This is a genomic window from Agromyces cucurbitae (genome assembly GCF_058349945.1).
The window spans coordinates 540,300-559,307 of record NZ_JBYRES010000003.1; the positions used below are offsets into that span (position 1 = coordinate 540,300).

Genomic DNA, 19,008 nt, shown 5'->3' on the forward strand with positions numbered 1-19,008 from the left:
TGGCGAATGGCCGTGCTCCCCATTCGCATCTCCGGTGATCCGGTGCTGCACTCCCCCGCGAAGCCCGTCGAGCAGATCGACGACGAGATCCGCGAACTCGTCGCCGACATGTTCGAGACGATGGACAAGGCGCCCGGAGTCGGCCTCGCCGCACCGCAGGTCGGCGTCGGCCTCCGCCTGTTCACGTACGGGTGGGTCGACGAGCAGGGCACGCGCTGGCGCGGCGTCGCCATCAATCCCGAGCTGCTGATCTCGCCGCCCCCGCCGGGCGATCCCGACCTCGATGACGAGTCGGAGGGCTGCCTCTCGTTCCCCGGCGAGCGGTTCGGCCTGCGGCGAGCCGAGCGCGCGCTGCTGCGCGCGACCGATCTCGACGGCAACGCCTTCGAGATCGATGCGCACGGCTGGCTCGCCCGCATCTTCCAGCACGAGTACGACCACCTCGACGGCACCCTCTACATCGACCGGCTCTCGTACCCCGACCGCAAGATCGTCGCGAAGATCACCAAGAAGCTCGGGTGGGGGCGCCCCGGCGTCTCGTGGATGCCCGGAGTGGACGACCTCGAGGGGTGAGCGCCGAGGCGGATGCCTCGAGCGGCATGCATCACAGGTGCGCGAGCGCCCGCCCGCGGCATCCGATCAGGTGAACGCCCGGATGCCCGCCGCCACTGCGGCGGCGACGAAGACGACGACCACGAACGGCACCCGCAGCGCGTAGAGCGCGGCAGCCACGATGAGGGCGGGCACCCGGGCGTCGACGACGATCTGCTGGCCGGCGCCGAGCGTCTGCACGGCGATGAGCGCCGCGAGCAGCGCGACGGTGAGCAGGTCGGCGATTCGCGCCGGACGCTCGCGCTCGAGGAAGCCCGCGGGCACGAGGTGCCCGGAGAGTTTCAGGGCGAGCGTCGCGGCCGAGGCGATGAGGATGATGTGCCAGGTCGTCATGCCGCGCGCTTCCTCGAGAACAGGTCGAACCAGCCGACGACGACCGCGACGAGCGCCGCCACGAGCACCGGCAGGCCGGGCATGAGCACGGGCGTCGTCATCGTCGCGACGAGCGCGGCCGCGACCGCGACGGCGCCCGCCTGCACGCGCTTGAGCCGAGGCCACAGCAGGCCGAGGAACGCTGCCGCGGCCGCCGCGTCGAGACCCCACGCGCTCGTGTCGCCGAGGGCGTCGCCGATGAGCGCACCGACGAAGGTCGTGAGGTTCCAGCCGACGAAGATCACGACTCCGGTGACCCAGAACCCGACCTTGGCGGCTCGATTCGTCGACTGGGCGAGTGCGACGGCGGTCGACTCGTCGATCGTGATCCACGCGGCCGCGACGGTGCGCCAGAGGCTCGCGCGGCCGCCGTCGGTGCGCGGCGCGTCGACGACCGGCTTCATGCGCATGCCGTAGACGACGTTGCGGATGCCGAGCATGGCGGCGGTGGCGATGGCCGACCAGCCGGCTGCGACGCCGCCGGTGGCCAGCACGCCGACGAGCGCGAACTGCGAGCCGCCCGTGAACATGACGAGGCTGAGGAAGCAGGTCTGCCAGATGTCGAGCCCCGCCGCGACCGCGAGCGCGCCGAAGGAGATGCCGTAGGCCGCCGTCGCGATGCCGACGGCGAACCCGTCGCGGATCGCCGCCCGGCGCGCCGCGTCGGCCGTGCCGGATGAGGCGGGGGTCTCGGCGCGCTCGTCCGCCGACGCATCCGCCCGCTCGTCCACCACGCCTCCCGAAGAGAAGAAGGCCGCCCGGATCACCCGGACGGCCTTCGCTTGCTCCCCCACTTGGACTCGAACCAAGAACCTATCGGTTAACAGCCGATTGCTCTGCCAATTGAGCTATGGAGGATCGCTTGTTCAGCACCGTTACTCTAGCAAACCGTCGGCCAGTCTCCCAATTCGAGGAAGCCTCGACGGAGCGCGGGGACGAGACGGCCTCAGTAGCCGGCCTGGAGGTCGACCAGCCCGGCGAACTCGCCGTCGCCGAGAAAGGCGCGGACGTTGTGCTCGACGCGGTCGGCGAGGAGGGCCGGCGTCGTCACGAGGGCGTCGGCCACGTGCGGCGTGACGAGGCAGTCGGGTGCGCCCCACAGCGGGTGCCCGGCGGGCAGCGGTTCGGGGTCCGTCACGTCGAGGCCCGCTCCCCCGAGGCGCCCGGCCTCGAGTCCCGCGATGAGCGCGCCGGTGTCGATGATCGGACCGCGACCGACGTTGACGACCACCGCGCCGGGGGCGAGCGCGGCGAGCACGTCGGCATCGACGAGGCCGCGGGTCTCGTCGGTCAGGGCCGCGGCGACGATGAGCACGTCGGCACCGGCCGCGACCTCGACGAGGCGCTCGGTCGTCACCGTGCGCTCGGCCCCCGCGACGTCGCCGACGCCGCGGCGCACGATCGTGACGCGCGCGCCGAACGGCTCCAGAAGGCTCAGCAGCGAGCGGGCGATGCCCCCGGCGCCGAGCACGACGACACGGGCACCGAACAGGCTGCGGCTCGACTGGTCGCGACGCCACTCGGCGGCGCGAGCACGCCGCGGCAGCCGCCGCAGCAGCGCGAGCGTCAGCGCGAGCGCGTGCTCGGCGACCGGTCGCGAGTACACGCCCTTGCCGCTCGTCCAGGCGCGCCCGTCGCCCCGCGCGCCGGCGAGCACGTCGGCGAAGCCGTCGACGCCGGCCCACGGCAGCTGCACCCAGCGAACGTCGGGCGCACGTCGCAGCGCGTCGACGAGGTCGGCGCCGCCGGCCGAGGCGCTCCACACGATGCCGCGCGTGCTCGCGTCGAGCGGGCCGACCACCCCGCCCGCGCGTTCGACCGCGTCGACGAGCACCGACGACGCCTCGGGCACGACCGCGATCGGTGCGCGTGCACCGGGACGGCCCGAGGCATCCGTCATGCCAGCGGCTCGGCCAGGTCGTCGATGATCGCGTGCCCGTCGTCGAGGGCGCCGGCCAGCGCCATCACGTAGGGATGCCGCGGATCGTCGAACACCTCGTCGATCGTGCCGATCGCCACGAGCTCGCCGCGGTCGAGCACCGCGATGCGATCGGCGGTGCTGCGCAGCACCGGCAGGTCGTGGCTGATGATCACCGCCGAGAACGTGTGGTGGTCGCGCAGGTCGCCGATCAACTGGGCGACCGCGTCGCGGACGCTGAGGTCGATGCCCGCGGTCGGCTCGTCGGCGACGAGCAGCGGCGGCCCGAGCACGAGCGCCCGCGCGAGCGCGACCCGCTGGCGCTGCCCGCTCGACAGTTCGAAGGGGTACTTGTCGAGCATGCCGAGGGGCAGCCGCACGCCGTCGAGCATCGTCGCCACGCGTGTGGCGAGCGCCTTGCGGTTGTAGCGGTGGTCGCGTTCGAGGATCGGTCCGCCGATGATCTCGGCCACGTTGCGGTCGCTCGGCAGCGTCGACGACGCATCCTGCGCGAGGTAGCCCACGTGGAACCGGAACTCGGAGACCTTTCGCTTCGGCAGTCGACGCAACCCGCGCCCGAGCACGGTCGCCTCACCACCCGTGATCACCGGTCGCACCTCGGCCGACCGCGGCTCGAGCGCGACGCCCGAGATCACCTTCGCGAGCGTCGACTTGCCGCTGCCGGCGCTGCCGAGCAGGCCGAGCACCTCGCCCGGGGCGAGCGTCAGCGACACGCCGTGGAGTGCGACGTGCGCCGGGCTCGCCCCGTGCGGCGGGTACTCGATCGACAGGTCGCTCAGCACGACCGGGTAGCCGTGGGCGGTGCGATGCATCAGTCAGCCTCTCGGAGCCGGCGCAGTTCCTCTCGACGTTCGGCCTGCGCCACCGGGTCGGGCACGGGCAGGGAGGCGAGCAACCGCTGCGTGTAGGGATCGCGCGGAGCGCCGAGCACTTCGGCGCCCGTGCCCTCTTCGACGAGTTCCCCACGATAGAGCACGGCGATGCGATCGGCCAGCAGGTCGACGACCGCGAGGTCGTGGCTGATGAACAGCGAGGCGAACCCGAACTCGCGCTGCAGCTCGTCGAACAGCTCGAGCACGCGCGCCTGCACCGACACGTCGAGCGCGCTCGTCGGCTCGTCGGCGATGAGCAGCTCGGGCTCGAGCGCGAGCGACCGGGCCAGGCTCGCGCGCTGGCGCTGGCCGCCCGAGAGCTCGTGCGGATAGCGGTCGCCGTAGGCCCGGGGCAGCTGCACCGCCTCGAGCAGTTCGTCGACGCGCTTGCGCGCAGCCCCGGCGTTCGCGGCACGACCGTGCACGACGAGCGGCTCGGCGACGCACTCGGCGATCGTCAGCAGCGGGTTGAAGCTCGACGCCGGGTCCTGGAAGACGAAGCCGATACGGCTGCGCACGGGACGGAACTCCCGCTCGCGGATGCCGTTCATCTCGTGGCCGAGCACGCGGAGCGAGCCGCCCGTCGCCTTCGTCAGGCCCGCGATCGCACGGCCGATCGTCGTCTTGCCCGAGCCGGACTCGCCGACGAGGCCGAGCACCTCGCCGGGGCGGATCACGAAGTCGACCCCGCCGACCGCGCGGAAGCCCGGACGTCCGAAGCGGCCCGGGTACACGATCTCGAGGCCCTTCGCCTCGACGACGGGGGTCGCCTCGACCCAGCCCTCGGGGCGGGCGGCCGCACGGGCCTCGGCCTTCGCCGTGCCCGTGCCGACGTACGGAACGGCCGCGAGCAGCGCCTTCGTGTAGTCGGCCGTGGGCGCGGCGAAGAGCGTCGCGGCGTCGGCCTGCTCGACCACCTTGCCCTGGTACATGACCGCCACCCGGTCGGCGAGGTCGGCGACGACGCCCATGTTGTGGGTGATGAGCACGATGCCCATGCCGAACTCGTCGCGGCAGCGGCGCAGCAGGTCGAGGATCTCGGCCTGGACCGTCACGTCGAGCGCGGTCGTGGGCTCGTCGGCGACGATGAGTCCGGGGTCGAGCACGAGCGCCATCGCGATGACGATGCGCTGCTTCTGGCCGCCCGAGAACTGGTGCGGGTAGTGGTCGATGCGCGTCTCGGGATCGGGGATGCCGACCCGTCGCATCACGTCGATCGCCTTCGTGCGCGCCTCCGCCTTCGAGAGGTCGGAGTGCGCCCGCAGTCCCTCGATGATCTGCCACCCCACCGTGTACACGGGGTTGAGCGCCGTGGACGGCTCCTGGAAGACCATCGCCACGTCCGCACCGCGAATGTCGCGGAGCTTGCGCTTCGGCACCGAGACGACGTCGTGCCTGCCCGTGCCCGCCTTGTTCGACAGGATCACGGCGCCGCTCGCGGTCGCCGTCTCGGGCAGGAGGCCGAGGATCGTCTTCGCGGTCACGGTCTTGCCGCTGCCCGACTCGCCCACGATCGCGAGCACTTCGCCGCGCTCGACGTGCAGCGAGACGTCGTCGACCGCCTTCACGGCGCCGGCGTCGGTCGAGAAGGAGACGCCGAGGCCCTCGATGCTGACCACTGTGTTCGTCGTGCTCATCGCTCGACCTCGATTCCGTGCTCGTCGAACGTGGCCTCGTCTTCGAGCCCGCGCAGTCCCCCGGGGCCCGCGACGAGCGTGCCGCCCGGCACGACCGAGGTCTCGGCGACCTCGCCGGCGGACTGGGCGACCCTGCGACGGCCGCGCAGGCGCGGGTCGGCGAGGTCGTTGAGGCTCTCGCCGACGAGCGTGATGCCGAGCACGGCGAGCACGATCGCGAGGCCGGGGAACAGCGCCGTCCACCAGATGCCGCTCGTCACGTCGGCCACGGCCTTGTTGAGGTCGTAGCCCCACTCCGCCGCGGCGGTCGGCTCGATGCCGAAGCCGAGGAAGCCGAGGCCGGCGAGCGTGAGGATCGCCTCCGACGCGTTGAGCGTGAAGATGAGCGGCAGCGTCCGGGTGGCATTGCGCAGGACGTGCCGGAACATGATGCGTGCGTGCGGGGCGCCGAGCACCTTCGCCGACTCGACGTACGACTCGGCCTTGATGCGGACGGTCTCTGCCCGGATCACCCGGAAGTACTGCGGGATGAACACCACGGTGATCGAGAGCGCGGCGGCGAGGATGCCGCCCCAGAGGCTCGACTGGCCGCCCGAGATGACGATCGAGAGCGAGATCGCGAGCAGGAGCGAGGGGAAGGCGTAGATCGCATCGCAGACGACCACGAGCACGCGGTCGAACCAGCCGCCGAAGTAGCCCGAGACCAGGCCGAGCAGCACGCCGATGAAGAGCGAGCAGACGACGGCGACGACGATGACGAAGAGCGCCGTCTGCGCACCCCAGAGCACGCGCGACAGCACGTCGAAGCCGCCCGAGGTGGTGCCCAGCAGGTGCTCGGCCGACGGCGGCTGCTGCGCGCCGAACCGGCCGTCTGGCCCGCGGAGCTGCGCGTAGCCGTACGGCGAGATGAACGGGGCGAGCAGGGCCGTGAGTACGAACAGCGCCGTGATGACGAGGCCGGCGACGAGCATGCCGCGCTGGAGGCCCACGCTCTGGCGGAGCTGGTGGACGACCGGCAGCCGGTCGCGGAGGCGCCGCTTCGGCGCCGCGGGAGCAGTGATCGCGGTCATCTCAGTACCTCACCCTCGGGTCGATGAAGGCGGCGATGATGTCGACGATGAAGTTGGTCAGCGCGACGATCACGGCGAGCAGCACGACGATGCCCTGCACCGCGACGAAGTCGCGCGCCTTCAGGAACTCGGCGAGCATGAAGCCCAGCCCCTTCCACTCGAAGGTCGTCTCGGTGAGCACCGCGCCGCCGAGCAGGAGCGCGATCTGGAGGCCGATGACGGTGATGATCGGGATGAGCGCGGGGCGGTAGGCGTGCTTGCGCACGAGCCGGTACTCGCTCACACCGCGCGAACGGGCCGCGTCGACGTAGTCGGTCGACAGGGTGCCGATGACGTTCGTGCGCACGAGTCGCAGGAAGATGCCGGCGGTCAGGAGCCCGAGTGCGATGGACGGCAGCACGGCGTGCGCGAGCACGTCGCCGAGCACGGCGGGGTCGCCCGTCATGAGCGCGTCGATCGTGTAGAAGCCGGTGGGGTTCGGCAACGTGTCCATCGCGATCGTCGCACCCGTCGAGGCGCGTCCGTTGACCGGCAGCACGCCGAGCCACACCGAGAAGACGAGCTTCAGCAGCAGGCCGGAGAAGAACACCGGGGTCGCGTAGCAGAGGATGGCGAAGACGCGCAGCGAGGCATCCTGCCCCTTGTCGCGGAAGTAGGCGGCGATCAGGCCGCCGGGGATGCCGATGAGGAACGCGACGATGAGCGAGTAGAACGCGAGCTCCATCGTCGCGGCGCCGTAGGTGAAGAGCACCTCGGTGACCGGGCGGTTGTTGGTGAGCGTCGTGCCGAAGTCGCCCGTGAGCAGCTGGCCGAGATACTCGAGGTACTGCACGATGAGGGGCCGGTCGAAGCCCGCCGCGTGGATGCGCTCGGCGAGCTGGTCGGGCGGCAGCTGTCCGCCGAACTTCGCGGTGATGGGATCGCCCGTCGTGCGCATCAGCAGGAAGACGAGCGTCACGAGGATGAACACCGTCGGGATGATGAGCAGTGCGCGGATGATGATGTAGCGGCCGAGGCTGGGGCCGCCCGACGATCTCGGGGATCGCTTCGGAGCGGGCTCAGCGCCGGTGGCGGGGGCCGTCGTCGTTGAGGTCAATGTTCGCCAATCGGGGGTGGGACTCGAAGGCGGGTGGCCCGCTCACGACGCGGGCCACCCGTGTTCATCGCTGGAAGCGACTCTATCCGGCGGCTCAGCCCTTCGTGAGCGGGGCGAACCGGAACTTGAACGAGCCGTCGAGGATGGCGCCGTCGACGTCGGTGCCGGTGACGACGACCTGCGCGCCCTGGAGGAACGGCACGGTCGACAGGTCGGCCGCGACCTTGTTCTGGATCTCCTCGATGAGCTTCGTGCGCTCCGCCGCGTCAGGCGTCACGGCCTGCTGCAGGATGAGGTCGTTGACCTCCTGGTTGGCGTAGTGGTTGCTCAGGAAGTTCTCGATGAGGAAGAACGGCGTGAGGTAGTTGTCGGCGTCGGAGTAGTCCGGGAACCAGCCGAGCTGGTAGGCCGGGTACACGTCGGCGACGCGGTCCTTCGAGTACTGGACGTACTCGGTCGACTGCAGGTCGACCGTGAACAGGCCGTCGGCCTCGAGCTGGTCCTTGATGAGCGCGTACTCGTCACCCGAGCCGGGGCCGTAGTGGTCGGTGTTGTACTGCAGGTGCAGCTCGACCGGCGTCGCGACGCCCGCGTCCTCGAGGGTCTTCTTCGCCTTCTCGGCGTCGGGACCGCCCTGGCCGTCGCCGTAGAGGTCCTTGAGCGGCTCGATCGCGCCGGCCAGGCCCTCGGGCACGTAGGAGTACAGCGGGGTGTAGGTGCCCTTGTAGACCTGCTCGCTGAGCGCGTCGCGGTCGATCAGGTCGGCGAGCGCCTGGCGGACGGCGAGCGCCTTGGCCGGGTCGGCCTCGGCGGTCTTCGCACCGTACGGCTGCGTGTCGAAGTTGAAGACGATGTAGCGGATCTCACCACCGGGGCCGTCGACGACCTTCACGTTGTCGTTGCCCTTGAGGTCGTCGATGTCGGTCGCCGAGAGGCTGCGGTAGGCGACGTCGATGCCGCCCTCCTGCACGTCGAGCTTCATGTTCGACGAGTCGGCGTAGTACTTCAGGTTGACCGTGTCGGTCGCCGCCGGGTCGAGGAGGCCCTTGTAGTTCGGGTTCTTCGTGAACGAGATCAGGTTGTTGAAGTCGTAGCTCTTGATCGCGTACGGGCCGCCGAAGGCGTTGGCCGCGACGATGTCGTCGTCGCTCGTCAGCGCGTCGGCCGAGAACGACTCCTCGTCGACGATCGCGCCGGGGAAGCTCGTGAGGATCTGCGGGAAGACCTGGTCGTTCTCAGCCTTGAGGTGGAACACGACCGTGGTGTCGTCGGGGGTCTCGACCGAGTCGAGGTTGTAGAGCAGGCTCGACGCGCCGTTCGGGTCGGCGATCTTCAGCTGACGGTCGAACGAGAACTTCACGTCGGACGAGGTCAGGTCGTTGCCGTTGGCCCACTTGAGGCCGGCGGGCAGCGTGACCGTGTACTCGGTCGGCGCGGTGAACTCGGCGGTCTCGGCGAGGTCGGGCACGACGTCGGTGCTGTTGTAGTCGGTGTTCAGCAGGTACGGGAACACCTGGGTCTGCACGGCGAGCGAGCCGTTGTCGTACGAACCGGCCGGGTCGAGCGCGGTGACCTTGTCCGTCGTGCCGACCGTGATGGTCGAGCTCGAGGAGCCGCCGTCGCCATTGCCGCCGCCGGCCGAGCAGCCCGCGAGGGCGAGCGTGGCGGCCGAGAGCCCGGCAACCGCGATGAGCGCGCGGCGGCCGTTCTTGGATGCGGATGTCATATCCGTCTACCTCTTCCTGTCAGGACTGAAGCGCGCCGCGGCTTCCACGGCGCGTACTCGTATCTCAGAGGTAGCACACCCGTCGGCGACGCTGCAGGGACGGACGGTCGGGAACCGTAATGTTTATTGATCTGCAATCTTCGACGCAACGGATCGTCGCGGAGCACGCGAAGACGCGGAATTCCGCCGTTCTGGCGCATCGCCGCGGCGGTCGGGCAGACGTCGCCCCGGCGCCGTCCCGAACCCAATGATGGGAATTTCCGATGCTTAACCATCGGAATCTCCCACTCGTCGAAAACCGCCGAAAGCCTGTCGCCCGGCACGACGTCGGTGAAAGGATCCGGGGAATCACCTAGCCGGCGGCTATGTGCCGTCTGAATGTGTGACGCATGCGGGCTGCATCGTCCCGCGAGTAACGATCTGGGAGGTTCACGTGTCACCGCACCAACACCGACGCAGAACAGGACTCCGGCGAGGCGGTATGGCCGTCGCGGCGGCCCTCGGCGTCATCACGCTGGCCACGGTCTCGAACGGCGCTGCCATGGCGGCACCACCGGACGCATTCGACCCCGCCGTGCTCGACCCGGTCGATCCCCAGCACTGGGAGAACATGGACGACATGACGTGGGACGACTACGTCGGCGTCCCCGGCACCGACTGGGCGAACGACACCGAGGGGTCCGACCGCCAGTTCAACGGCGCGATCGTGCTGCTCGACTTCGAGAACCAGCCGTTCCTCGTCACGCAGCCCGAGGGCTCGCACCCGTTCGGCGACCCCTCGGGGCTCGCGAACGGGCTCGACCGAGAGGACGTGCCGCAGTTCTACCTCGACCTGCTCAACACGCCGAACGAGCTCAACCACGGCCGCACGATCAACGACTACTGGATGGAGCAGTCGGGCGGCCGGCTGAGCGTGCAGATGGAGGCGTTCGGCCCGTATCAGCTGCCCGGCAACATCGAGGAGTACGGCCTCAACGACTCCTTCAACAAGCCGAACCCGGCGTTCTGCCCGCAGGGCGAGTCGTGCGACAAGGTGCTGCGCACCGACGCGCTGGCGCTGTGGGGCGCCGACCTGGGCGTGCCCGACCCGCTCAAGGAGTTCGACCAGGTGTTCTACATCACGGCCGGGCACGACGAGTCGTCGACCTGGGAGGAGTTCGGGCAGATGCTGTTCGAGTCGCCCGAGGACGTGACCGACGACTTCGGCCCGCCGCGAGACGAGAACGGCCAGGCGCTCGACCAGAACGGCCAGCCGATGGCGAACTGGGCGAAGACGCGCTACATCCCGTGGACGTCGTGGCAGGCGGCGATCAACCACTGGCCGAACGCGAACTTCCCGTCGAACGGTCGCGCCGGCAACTCGACGCAGGCCGAGTCCTCGGGCATGGGCACGTTCGCGCACGAGTTCTCGCACATCCTCGGCATCTCCGACAACTACGGCAACCCGTACGGCAAGGATGCCGACGACGGCGGCCCGCTCCGCGACACGAGCGGCCCGTTCGACGTGCTCGCACGAGGCTCGTTCAACGGCCCCGGCGGGACCCACCAGCGGTGGAGCGTCCCCTCGGTCGCCGGCGGCTCGCAGCCGGCCGGTGTCGCGCTGCGCAACCGGATCAAGCTCGGCATCATCGACGCGGAGAACTACCTCAACCTGCAGGAGGCCGACGTCGACGCGGCCGGGTCGATCGTCACCGAGCTCACCTCGCGCGCGGTGATGCGCCCGGGTGAGCTCATGGGCATCAACCTGGTCTTCGACAAGCCCGACTCGGCGGCCGCCGACAACTCGACCGGCAGCTGCACGCGGAAGGCGCAGTGGGACTGCGACGGCGGGTCGTTCGACAACTACACGCTGGAGGTCATCGACCGGATGGGCACGGACTCGTTCCAGCCCGACCACGGCGTGATGATCGCGAAGACGAAGAACCAGGACCGCAATCCGTTCATCTGGACGATCGACGCGAACCCGCAGAACATCGACACGGTCGACTACGTCCGTCCCGACGGCACGCCCATCATGATCACGCGCGGCGACCAGCGGCAGCTGAACGACGCGCTGTTCCACGCCGGCAACGACTCGGGCTCGGAGTACGAGTACGTCGACGAGGCCAACGGGCTGCACTTCTACATCCTGAACGTGCAGCGCGACGACGACGGCATCCTGTCGTACGACGTCGCCGTCCGCTCGACCGTCTCCGCCGGCCCGCAGGCCCGCGGCGTCGATCTGGGCACGGCCGTGGTGAAGGGCAACCTCGCCTCGCTGCAGGGCCAGGCGCAGGCCGAGGGCATCGCGATCGCGCAGTGCGAGGTGCCGCTGACGAACACCGGCGACGCCGTCGACGACGAGCGGGCGAACAGCGACGTCTACCGTCTCGCGACCTCGATCGAGGGCCGTGGCTGGTCGGTGCACACGCCGAGCAGCGTGGTCGCGGCGGCCGCGGGTGAGACGATCACCCTGCCCGTCTACGCCTCGCGCGGAGCCGACGCCTCGCGCGACGCGACCGTCACCGTGACGGCGACGAGCGAGAACGACCCGACGGCGACCGAGACGATCACCTGCGAGCTCGACGCACCGGGCAGCGCGCGCTGAGCCGCCGGGCGCCGATCGGGGCGCGCGGTGCCGGAACCCGGTTCCGGCACCGCGTCGCCCCGGTCGGCGCCGCTCCCCCGTCGGACCACCCACGACACGACGCCCGCCTCGGTGCGGGCGCAGGAGACGCCATGACCTCCCGACCCTTCCGGCGCGCGGCGCTCGGCATCACCGTCACGCTCTCGGCCGTCGCGCTCACCGCTTGCGCCCCCGCGGGCGACGCCGGCGGTGCCGGCGAGCGGTCCGACGCGCTCCAGCTCGTGATCCGCGACGGGAGCCTCCGCGAACTCGGCGCGACGTGCTCGGGCGCGCGTCCGTATCTCGACTTCCACCGGGGCGCCGAGCTCACGTTGACCGACGACGACGGCCGCGTCGCCTACTCGGTCGTCCTCGGGGACGGCGACGCGGTGAAGGTCGACGACATCGACTACGGCGACGCGCCGCGCATTCCGACCTTCTGCCGGTTCGCGCTCGACGCAGCGGACCTCGCCGACGGCGACTACACCGTCGCCATCGACGGCGACACCGCGGGCGAGTACGTCTCCGGCGGCGACTCGACCATGATCTTCGTACCGCCGCTCGCGTCGGTCGCCCCGAATCCCGAAGGAGCAGGATGATACCCGCACGGACCGCCGCAGCGGTCGCCCTGGCCGCCGCACTCGCACTCTCGACCGCGGCCTGCGCCGCAGCGGGTCCGAGGGGCGGAGCCGACCGCCTGCCCGGGCCGCCGCCCGCGGAGGCCTCCTACACCGCCGTCGACGGGGCACCCGACGCCCCCGCGATCGACGGCCGCCTCGTCGACCGGACCGACGTCGACCTCGAAGCGCTCGCCGCCGGGCGACCGTTGATCGTGCAGTTCATGGCGAGCTGGTGCACGACGTGCGCCGAGCAGCAGTCGGTGCTGGCGACGATCGCCGACGAGTACGGCGACGACGTCGCCATCGCACAGGTCTCGGGCGACGAGGACCCCGCCGCGCTCGAGCGGTATCTCGACGACCACGACGTCGCGCAGCCGGTGCTCGTCGACCCCGACCTGCAGATCTGGCGGTCGTTCGCCGTCACCGAACCGCCCGTGACGGCACTCATCGACGCCGAGGGCCACCTCGTCAAGCTGTGGCCGACGGGCGCCGACGCCGACCGGATCCGCGCCGAGCTCGACGAGATCGTCGTCGCTGCGGGCTGACGGGCCGAGCAGCTCGGGCGAGCCGACCCGCGGGGACACCCGGCCGCCGTCGCGGCGCGTGCTACTCCTCGCGCAGCGCCCGCCGCTCCTGCTCGAGTTCGACGAGCGCACGCTGCAGCGCGGCGAACGTCGCCTGGTCGGCGCGGTCGAGCCGCTGCAGCCGGCCGAGCAGCTCGGACTTCTGGCGCAGCAGCTCGCGGTCGACGAGCGCACTGACGACGCCGCGCACGTACGCGTCGAGCTCGGCGTCGCTGCGTTGCGGCACGGGCAGCACCGCGAGCTGCTGCACGACGCCCGCGAACGGCTGCGGCACCTCGGCGATGACGCGATCGACGCGCACGACGGGATCGGTCGATCCGAGCACCGACGCGATGCCGTCGCGCACCACGCCGAGGGTCGCATCGCCGAAGCGGCAGTCGACCGCATGGCGCAGCAGGTCGTCGCCGACCCGCTCGGGGAACTGCAGCATCGCCTGCAGCGCGTCGCGCTCGAGCCTCGTCGACGGATCGCGCGGCAGGGCGGTGATCGAGAACGGCCGTTCGGGCCCGTCGGGCGCCGCCGCCGGCGCGGGGGCGGATGCCTCGCCGCGGCCGTTCCCGGACGCGCGATCGCCGCGCCCAGCCGCACCCCGGACGGCCCGCGTGACCTCGCCGAGCTCCATGCCGAGCATGCGCGCGAGCTCGCGCGTGTAGCCGGGCCTGATCGACGCGTCGCGGATGTCGGCGACGACCGGGGCCGCCGCGCGAAGCGCCGAGACCCGGCCCTCGACCGTCTCGAGGTCGTAGCGGGCGAGGGTGTGCCGGATCACGAACTCGAACATCGGCACCTTCGTGTCGACGAGCGACCGCACTGCGGCATCGCCGCGGGCGAGGCGCAGGTCGCACGGGTCGAGCCCGTCGGGGGCGACCGCGACGAACGTCTGGGCGGCGAAGCGCTGCTCCTCGGCGAAGGCGCGCATGGCCGCCTTCTGCCCGGCCTCGTCGCCGTCGAACGTGAACACGACCTCACCCACGCCCGAGTCGTCGAGCACCCGGCGCAGCACCTTGATGTGGTCGACTCCGAACGCCGTGCCGCACGTCGCGATGGCCGCCGTCACCCCCGCGAGGTGACAGGCCATGACGTCGGTGTAGCCCTCGACGACGACGACCCGCTGCGTGCGGGAGATGTCGCGCTTGGCGAGGTCGAGCCCGTAGAGCACCTGCGCCTTGTGGTAGATCGCCGTCTCGGGGGTGTTGAGGTACTTCGGCCCCTTGTCGTCGTCGAGCAGGCGCCGCGCGCCGAAGCCGACGGTCTGGCCCGTGACGTCTCTGATCGGCCAGACCAGCCGGCCGCGGAACCGGTCGTACACGCCGCGGTCGCCCTGCGAGACGAGGCCGGCGGCGGCGAGCTCCTCGGGCGAATAGCCGCGCCCGCGGAGGTGGTCGGTCAGTGCGTCCCAGCTCTTCGGCGCGAAGCCGACGCCGAACCGGCGGGCCGCCTCGGCGTCGAAGCCGCGCTCGCCGAGGAAGCGGCGACCGACGTCGGCGGCGGGCTGCACGAGCTGCTCGACGAAGAACTCGGCCGCGGCCTGGTTGGCGGCGAGCAGCCGGGCGCGGTTGCCGTGGTCGGCGGCCGGCCCGCCGTCTTCGTAGTGCAGCTCGTAGCCGATGCGACCCGCGAGGCGCTCGACGGCCTCCGTGAACGTGACGTGGTCCATCTTCTGCAGGAAGCTGTAGACGTCGCCCGACTCTCCGCAGCCGAAGCAGTGGTAGTAGCCGACGCCGGGCCGCACGTTGAAGCTCGGACTGCGCTCGTCGTGGAAGGGGCAGAGGCCCTTCAGCGATCCGACGCCCGCGGACTTCAGGCTCACGTGCTCGCCGATGATGTCGGCGATGTTCGTGCGGGCCTTCACCTCTTCGACATCGCTCTGTCGAATCCGGCCGGCCATGGTCACATCCTATTCAGTGGGTCGAGCTCGCCGGGCGAGCGAAGGGGCGTCGGGAACCGGCGGGGTCAGCGCTGCACGAGCCGCTCGTGCCAGCTGAGCGCCGACTGGTCGGTGAGGCTCGCGACCTGGTCGACGACGACGCGCTTGCGGGCGTCGTCGTCGGGCGCTGCGGCCCAGTCCTCCGCGAAGCCGGTGTCGAGGTGCTGCTCGCCGGTCTCGTAGAGCACGTCGGCGAGCGAGGCGAGCACCTCGCGCTGCTGCCGGTAGATCGGCTGGCGCGTGTTGCGCGACATCACGAACGCCGCGACGATGCCCTTGAGCACGGCGATCTCGGCCTGGATCTCGCGGGGCACGACGACGTCGGCGTCGAACCGGATGAGACTCGCGAGCGGGAACGCCGAGCGCGTCGCCTCGGTCGCAGCGTGGGCGAAGCGGCCGATGAGCTGGCTCGTGAGGTTCTTGAGCCGCGCGTGGTCGCGGCGACCGCCCGACCACTCGTCGAGCCAGACGTCGAGCGAGTCGAGCCGGTCGAACGCCGCGATGAGCTCGTCGTGCGGGATCGCGCCGCCGATCCACTCGTACATCGAGCTCACGAGCTCGTCGTGGTCGACGCGGGCGCCGAGCGCGGCGACGTCGATGTAGCCGTTCACGATCGCGTCCTCGAAGTCGTGCACCGAGTAGGCGATGTCGTCGGAGAGGTCCATGACCTGCGCCTCGATGCAGAGCCGCCGCTCGGGCGCGCCCGCCCGCAGCCACTCGAACACGGCGACGTCGTCGTGGTAGAAGCCGAACTTCTGCCGGCCCGACGGGTCGGCGACGCCCGACGCCTCGGGCCACGGGTACTTGCAGCTCGCGTCGAGGCTCGCGCGCGTCAGGTTGAGGCCGTAGCTGCGCCCGTCGGCGCCGAACACCTTCGGCTCGAGCCGCGTCAGCAGGCGCAGCGTCTGCGCGTTGCCCTCGAAGCCGCCGATGTCGGCCGCCCACGTGTTGAGCGCCTTCTCGCCGTTGTGGCCGAACGGCGGGTGACCGAGGTCGTGCGCGAGGCACGCCGTGTCGACGACGTCGGGATCGAGCGCGAGGTTGTCGGCGAGCTCGCGGCCGATCTGCGCCACCTCGAGCGAGTGCGTGAGCCGGTTGCGGGCGAAGTCGAGGCCCGCCGTCGGGCTCAGCACCTGGGTCTTCGCGGCGAGCCGGCGCAGGGCGCTCGAGTGCAGCAGGCGCGCGCGGTCGCGCGCGAAGTCGCTGCGGCGCGAGGAGTGCTCCTCGGGCAGCAGTCGCTCGGTGTCGGCGGCCTCGTACCCGCCGAAGAGTCGCGCCGCCACCTCAGCCGCCGCTCGTGTCGAGTTCGGCGTCGACGAGGGTCACCCGGTCGTGGCCCACGAGCTCCTGCGAGTCGAGCCACCCCTCGGGCAGCGCCGGGTTCTTCGGCGTGCCCGCCCGCCCGCGCGGGCCCTCTGCACCCTCGCCCGGGTACGGCATCGACCAGTCGAGTGTGCCGAGCAGGTCGTCGAGCATCGCGAGCGACTCGACGGTCGCGAGGCGCGCTCGCAGGTCGCCGCCGACGGGGTAGCCCTTGAAGTACCACGCCACGTGCTTGCGGATGTCGCGGCAGCCGCGCTCCTCGCTGTCGAAGAACTCGGTGAGCAGCTCGGCGTGCCGGCGGAAGGTCTGCGCCACCTGCCCGAGCGACGGCCGGAAGAGCGCCTCGTCGCCGTCGGCGAGCTCGCCGCGGAAGCCGGCTGCGAGGTCGCCGAAGAGCCACGGGCGCCCGAGGCATCCGCGCCCGACGACGACGCCGTCGCACCCGGTCTCGTCGACCATGCGCAGCGCGTCGCCCGCCGACCAGATGTCGCCGTTGCCGAGCACCGGGACGCTCGTCACCGTCTCTTTCAGCTTCGTGATCGCCGACCAGTCGGCCTGGCCCGAGTAGAACTCGGCTGCGGTGCGCGCGTGCAGCGCCACGGCGGCGACGCCCGCACCCTCGGCGATGCGGCCGGCCTCGAGGTAGGTGAGGTGGTCGGAGTCGATGCCCTTGCGCATCTTCACCGTCAGCGGCTTGTCGCCGGCGGCCTTCACCGCCCCCTCGACGATGTCGCGGAAGAGCCCGGTCTTCCACGGCAGGGCCGAGCCGCCGCCCTTGCGGGTGACCTTCGGCACGGGGCATCCGAAATTGAGGTCGATGTGGTCGGCGCGATCTTCGGCGACGAGCATCGTGACCGCCTCGGCGACGGTCTTCGGATCGACGCCGTAGAGCTGGATCGAGCGGGGCGTCTCGGACTCGTGGTGCGTGATGAGGCGCATCGACTCGGGCGTGCGCTCGACGAGCGCGCGCGACGTGATCATCTCGGAGACGTAGAGACCGGCGCCGAACTCGCGGCACAGCCGCCGGAACGCGGTGTTCGTGATGCCCGCCATCGGCGCGAGCACGACGGGCACGTCGAGTGCGAGGTCGCCGATCGCGAGCGGACCGCGGGTGAGGGTGGTGGAAGACATCACCGTCGATTCTCCCAGAGTTCTGCGGCGCGGCGCCCGTCGGCCGGCTGCGAGCCTAGGATTTCGAGCAGACGACCGGTTGAGGAGGACGAGATGACGGAGCTCACGGGTGCCGAGCGGGTGCGGGCGGACGCGGAGGCGCGAGGCCTCGACGTCGAGATCATCGAGCGGCCGGCCGCGCGAAGCCTCGAGGAGGCGGCGGAGCTCATGGGCATCTCCCCCGGCGACATCGTGAAGTCGCTCGTCGTGAAGCGCAGCGACGACACCTACCTCTTCGCACTCGTGCCCGGCGGGCGCAAGATCAGCTGGCCGAAGCTGCGCGCCCTCGTCGGCGTCAACAAGCTGCAACTGCCCGATGCCTCGCTCGCGCTCGCCGCGACGGGCTACGAGCGCGGCACGATCACGCCGCTCGGCTCGACCACCGCTTGGCCCGTCTACGTCGACGAGTCCGTCGCCGGCCGCCGGGTGTCGATGGGCGCGGGCGAGCACGGCCGCAGCCTGTTCGTCGACGCCGACGCGCTCATCGCCGCGTTCGACGCGACGGTCGCCGACCTCAGCGACCCCGAGTAGCGGAGACGAGCGACCGTTTCGGGAATGCCCGGCGCACCCGATGCGTTCGCATCCATCGTGAGTACTCCCATCAAGATCGACATCTGGTCCGACATCGCGTGCCCGTGGTGCTACATCGGCAAGCGCCACCTCGAGGCGGGCATCGCGTCCCTCGGCGACGAGGCGCCCGACGTCGAGATCGAGTACCACTCGTTCGAGCTCGCGCCCGACACGCCCGTCGACTTCGAGGGCAGCGAGGTCGACTTCCTCGCGAAGCACAAGGGCCTGCCGGCCGACCGCGTCCAGCAGATGCTGCAGCACGTCACGGGCGTCGCCGCGAACGCCGGCCTCGACTACGACTTCGACGCGCTCAAGCACACGAAGACGCTCAAGGCGCACGAGCTGCTGCACTTCGCGAAGTCGCAGGGCCGTCAGCTCGAGCTCTCCGAGGTGCTCTTCCAGGCCTACTTCACCGACGGTCGCCACGTCGGCCGCATCGACGAGCTCGTGGAGCTCGCCGTGGAGGCCGGTCTCGACGGCGACGCGGCGCGCGAGGCGCTCGAGTCGGGTCGCTACGCCGCCGACGTGCAGGCCGACATCGCCCAGGCCGGCGCCTACGGCATCAACGGCGTGCCGTTCTTCGTCTTCGAGGGCAAGTACGGCGTCTCGGGTGCGCAGCCCGCCGAGGTGTTCGGCCAGGTGCTCACCCAGGTCGCCGGCGAACGCGACGGCGCCGCCGCGTGAGCCGCGAGCTCGAGGCGGATGCCGCGGGCACGGCGCCGAGCGCGGCGTCGACGTCCGTGGCGGGCGCGTCCGAGGCATCCGCGTCGCCGTTCACCCTGCTGCCGGGCGCTGCGGGCGCCATGGTCTGCGAGGGCGACGTCTGCTACATCCCGGGCCTCTCGGCGGAGTAGCCGGGCGGACGTCCCCGCCTAGAGTGGACGG

General features: G+C 71.0%; 18 protein-coding genes and 1 tRNA gene. 7 read left to right on the plus strand and 12 right to left on the minus strand.

Features of this window, described 5'->3' with window-relative positions; all coding sequences use genetic code 11:
• Window positions 1–6: 6 nt before the first annotated feature.
• Window positions 7–573: a peptide deformylase gene (gene def / locus AC3RJ6_RS13775; protein ID WP_491427637.1), complete on the plus strand. Its 567-nt coding sequence runs from the start codon at window positions 7–9 to the stop codon at window positions 571–573.
• A gap of 66 nt (window positions 574–639) precedes the next feature.
• On the opposite strand, the gene AC3RJ6_RS13780 is transcribed toward def, so the two are convergent.
• From AC3RJ6_RS13780 to AC3RJ6_RS13820, 9 genes are all read right to left on the minus strand, one after another.
• Entirely contained in the window at window positions 640–945 is a 306-nt protein-coding gene (locus AC3RJ6_RS13780; protein ID WP_491427638.1) for an AzlD domain-containing protein, read from the minus strand.
• Complete coding sequence (locus tag AC3RJ6_RS13785) at window positions 942–1,628, minus strand: AzlC family ABC transporter permease (RefSeq protein ID WP_491427806.1); 687 nt, start codon at window positions 1,626–1,628, stop codon at window positions 942–944. The genes AC3RJ6_RS13780 and AC3RJ6_RS13785 overlap by 4 nt, the downstream gene beginning before the upstream one ends.
• Before the next feature lie 141 nt (window positions 1,629–1,769).
• Window positions 1,770–1,842: transfer RNA gene (locus AC3RJ6_RS13790), tRNA-Asn, on the minus strand.
• Between the two features lie 88 nt (window positions 1,843–1,930).
• The gene (locus AC3RJ6_RS13795; protein WP_491427639.1) at window positions 1,931–2,884 is read right to left on the minus strand and encodes an NAD(P)-dependent oxidoreductase; all 954 of its coding nucleotides are present in this window, start codon (window positions 2,882–2,884) and stop codon (window positions 1,931–1,933) included.
• Window positions 2,881–3,735 (minus strand): ATP-binding cassette domain-containing protein, encoded by an 855-nt coding sequence (locus AC3RJ6_RS13800; RefSeq protein ID WP_491427640.1) that lies wholly within the window; start codon window positions 3,733–3,735, stop codon window positions 2,881–2,883. The genes AC3RJ6_RS13795 and AC3RJ6_RS13800 overlap by 4 nt, the downstream gene beginning before the upstream one ends.
• Window positions 3,735–5,432, minus strand: coding sequence for an ABC transporter ATP-binding protein (locus AC3RJ6_RS13805; protein WP_491427641.1), 1,698 nt, complete (start codon window positions 5,430–5,432; stop codon window positions 3,735–3,737). Before AC3RJ6_RS13805 ends, AC3RJ6_RS13800 begins: the two co-directional genes overlap by 1 nt.
• Window positions 5,429–6,502: an ABC transporter permease gene (locus AC3RJ6_RS13810; RefSeq protein ID WP_491427642.1), complete on the minus strand. Its 1,074-nt coding sequence runs from the start codon at window positions 6,500–6,502 to the stop codon at window positions 5,429–5,431. Before AC3RJ6_RS13810 ends, AC3RJ6_RS13805 begins: the two co-directional genes overlap by 4 nt.
• Window position 6,503: 1 nt before the next feature.
• Window positions 6,504–7,598 (minus strand): ABC transporter permease, encoded by a 1,095-nt coding sequence (locus AC3RJ6_RS13815; protein ID WP_491427643.1) that lies wholly within the window; start codon window positions 7,596–7,598, stop codon window positions 6,504–6,506.
• Between the two features lie 94 nt (window positions 7,599–7,692).
• Window positions 7,693–9,324, minus strand: a complete 1,632-nt coding sequence (locus AC3RJ6_RS13820; protein ID WP_491427644.1) for an ABC transporter substrate-binding protein — start codon at window positions 9,322–9,324, stop codon at window positions 7,693–7,695.
• Window positions 9,325–9,805: 481 nt separating this feature from the next.
• Here AC3RJ6_RS13820 and AC3RJ6_RS13825 point away from each other — a divergent pair, with 481 nt between their 5' ends.
• The 3 genes from AC3RJ6_RS13825 (at window position 9,806) to AC3RJ6_RS13835 (ending at window position 13,094) form a co-directional block, all read left to right on the plus strand.
• The gene (locus AC3RJ6_RS13825) at window positions 9,806–11,911 is read left to right on the plus strand and encodes a hypothetical protein (RefSeq protein ID WP_491427645.1); all 2,106 of its coding nucleotides are present in this window, start codon (window positions 9,806–9,808) and stop codon (window positions 11,909–11,911) included.
• Between the two features lie 131 nt (window positions 11,912–12,042).
• A complete protein-coding gene (locus tag AC3RJ6_RS13830) occupies window positions 12,043–12,528 on the plus strand; it encodes a hypothetical protein (protein WP_491427646.1) in 486 nt (161 codons plus the stop codon).
• Window positions 12,525–13,094 (plus strand): TlpA family protein disulfide reductase, encoded by a 570-nt coding sequence (locus AC3RJ6_RS13835; protein ID WP_491427647.1) that lies wholly within the window; start codon window positions 12,525–12,527, stop codon window positions 13,092–13,094. Before AC3RJ6_RS13830 ends, AC3RJ6_RS13835 begins: the two co-directional genes overlap by 4 nt.
• Window positions 13,095–13,155: 61 nt before the next feature.
• Here AC3RJ6_RS13835 and dnaG read toward each other — a convergent pair whose 3' ends face one another.
• The 3 genes from dnaG to dusB all read right to left on the minus strand — a co-directional run bounded on the left by dnaG (window position 13,156) and on the right by dusB (window position 17,514).
• Entirely contained in the window at window positions 13,156–15,021 is a 1,866-nt protein-coding gene (dnaG, locus tag AC3RJ6_RS13840; RefSeq protein WP_491427648.1) for a DNA primase, read from the minus strand.
• Between the two features lie 65 nt (window positions 15,022–15,086).
• Window positions 15,087–16,343: a deoxyguanosinetriphosphate triphosphohydrolase gene (locus AC3RJ6_RS13845; protein WP_491427649.1), complete on the minus strand. Its 1,257-nt coding sequence runs from the start codon at window positions 16,341–16,343 to the stop codon at window positions 15,087–15,089.
• A gap of 1 nt (window position 16,344) precedes the next feature.
• Complete coding sequence (gene dusB, locus AC3RJ6_RS13850; RefSeq protein ID WP_491427650.1) at window positions 16,345–17,514, minus strand: tRNA dihydrouridine synthase DusB; 1,170 nt, start codon at window positions 17,512–17,514, stop codon at window positions 16,345–16,347.
• Between the two features lie 93 nt (window positions 17,515–17,607).
• Between dusB and AC3RJ6_RS13855 the strand changes: the two genes are divergently transcribed.
• The 3 genes from AC3RJ6_RS13855 to AC3RJ6_RS13865 are packed head-to-tail and all read left to right on the plus strand — an operon-like array spanning window position 17,608 to window position 18,977.
• A complete protein-coding gene (locus AC3RJ6_RS13855; RefSeq protein ID WP_491427651.1) occupies window positions 17,608–18,084 on the plus strand; it encodes an aminoacyl-tRNA deacylase in 477 nt (158 codons plus the stop codon).
• Between the two features lie 57 nt (window positions 18,085–18,141).
• A complete protein-coding gene (locus AC3RJ6_RS13860; protein ID WP_491427652.1) occupies window positions 18,142–18,807 on the plus strand; it encodes a DsbA family oxidoreductase in 666 nt (221 codons plus the stop codon).
• A complete protein-coding gene (locus tag AC3RJ6_RS13865; RefSeq protein WP_491427653.1) occupies window positions 18,804–18,977 on the plus strand; it encodes a hypothetical protein in 174 nt (57 codons plus the stop codon). The genes AC3RJ6_RS13860 and AC3RJ6_RS13865 overlap by 4 nt, the downstream gene beginning before the upstream one ends.
• The last annotated feature ends 31 nt before the right edge of the window (window positions 18,978–19,008 follow it).

What these genes read in the sequence shown, in the direction of transcription:
- AC3RJ6_RS13805 (WP_491427641.1), bottom strand. Translation starts at nt 5,432, where the DNA reads ATGAGCACGACGAACACAGTGGTCAGCATCGAGGGCCTCGGCGTCTCC.
- dnaG (WP_491427648.1), bottom strand. Translation starts at nt 15,021, where the DNA reads ATGGCCGGCCGGATTCGACAGAGCGATGTCGAAGAGGTGAAGGCCCGC.
- AC3RJ6_RS13835 (WP_491427647.1), top strand. Translation starts at nt 12,525, where the DNA reads ATGATACCCGCACGGACCGCCGCAGCGGTCGCCCTGGCCGCCGCACTC.
- AC3RJ6_RS13810 (WP_491427642.1), bottom strand. Translation starts at nt 6,502, where the DNA reads ATGACCGCGATCACTGCTCCCGCGGCGCCGAAGCGGCGCCTCCGCGAC.
- AC3RJ6_RS13780 (WP_491427638.1), bottom strand. Translation starts at nt 945, where the DNA reads ATGACGACCTGGCACATCATCCTCATCGCCTCGGCCGCGACGCTCGCC.
- AC3RJ6_RS13795 (WP_491427639.1), bottom strand. Translation starts at nt 2,884, where the DNA reads ATGACGGATGCCTCGGGCCGTCCCGGTGCACGCGCACCGATCGCGGTC.
- def (WP_491427637.1), top strand. Translation starts at nt 7, where the DNA reads ATGGCCGTGCTCCCCATTCGCATCTCCGGTGATCCGGTGCTGCACTCC.
- AC3RJ6_RS13855 (WP_491427651.1), top strand. Translation starts at nt 17,608, where the DNA reads ATGACGGAGCTCACGGGTGCCGAGCGGGTGCGGGCGGACGCGGAGGCG.
- AC3RJ6_RS13825 (WP_491427645.1), top strand. Translation starts at nt 9,806, where the DNA reads ATGGCCGTCGCGGCGGCCCTCGGCGTCATCACGCTGGCCACGGTCTCG.
- dusB (WP_491427650.1), bottom strand. Translation starts at nt 17,514, where the DNA reads ATGTCTTCCACCACCCTCACCCGCGGTCCGCTCGCGATCGGCGACCTC.
- AC3RJ6_RS13820 (WP_491427644.1), bottom strand. Translation starts at nt 9,324, where the DNA reads ATGACATCCGCATCCAAGAACGGCCGCCGCGCGCTCATCGCGGTTGCC.
- AC3RJ6_RS13830 (WP_491427646.1), top strand. Translation starts at nt 12,043, where the DNA reads ATGACCTCCCGACCCTTCCGGCGCGCGGCGCTCGGCATCACCGTCACG.
- AC3RJ6_RS13800 (WP_491427640.1), bottom strand. Translation starts at nt 3,735, where the DNA reads ATGCATCGCACCGCCCACGGCTACCCGGTCGTGCTGAGCGACCTGTCG.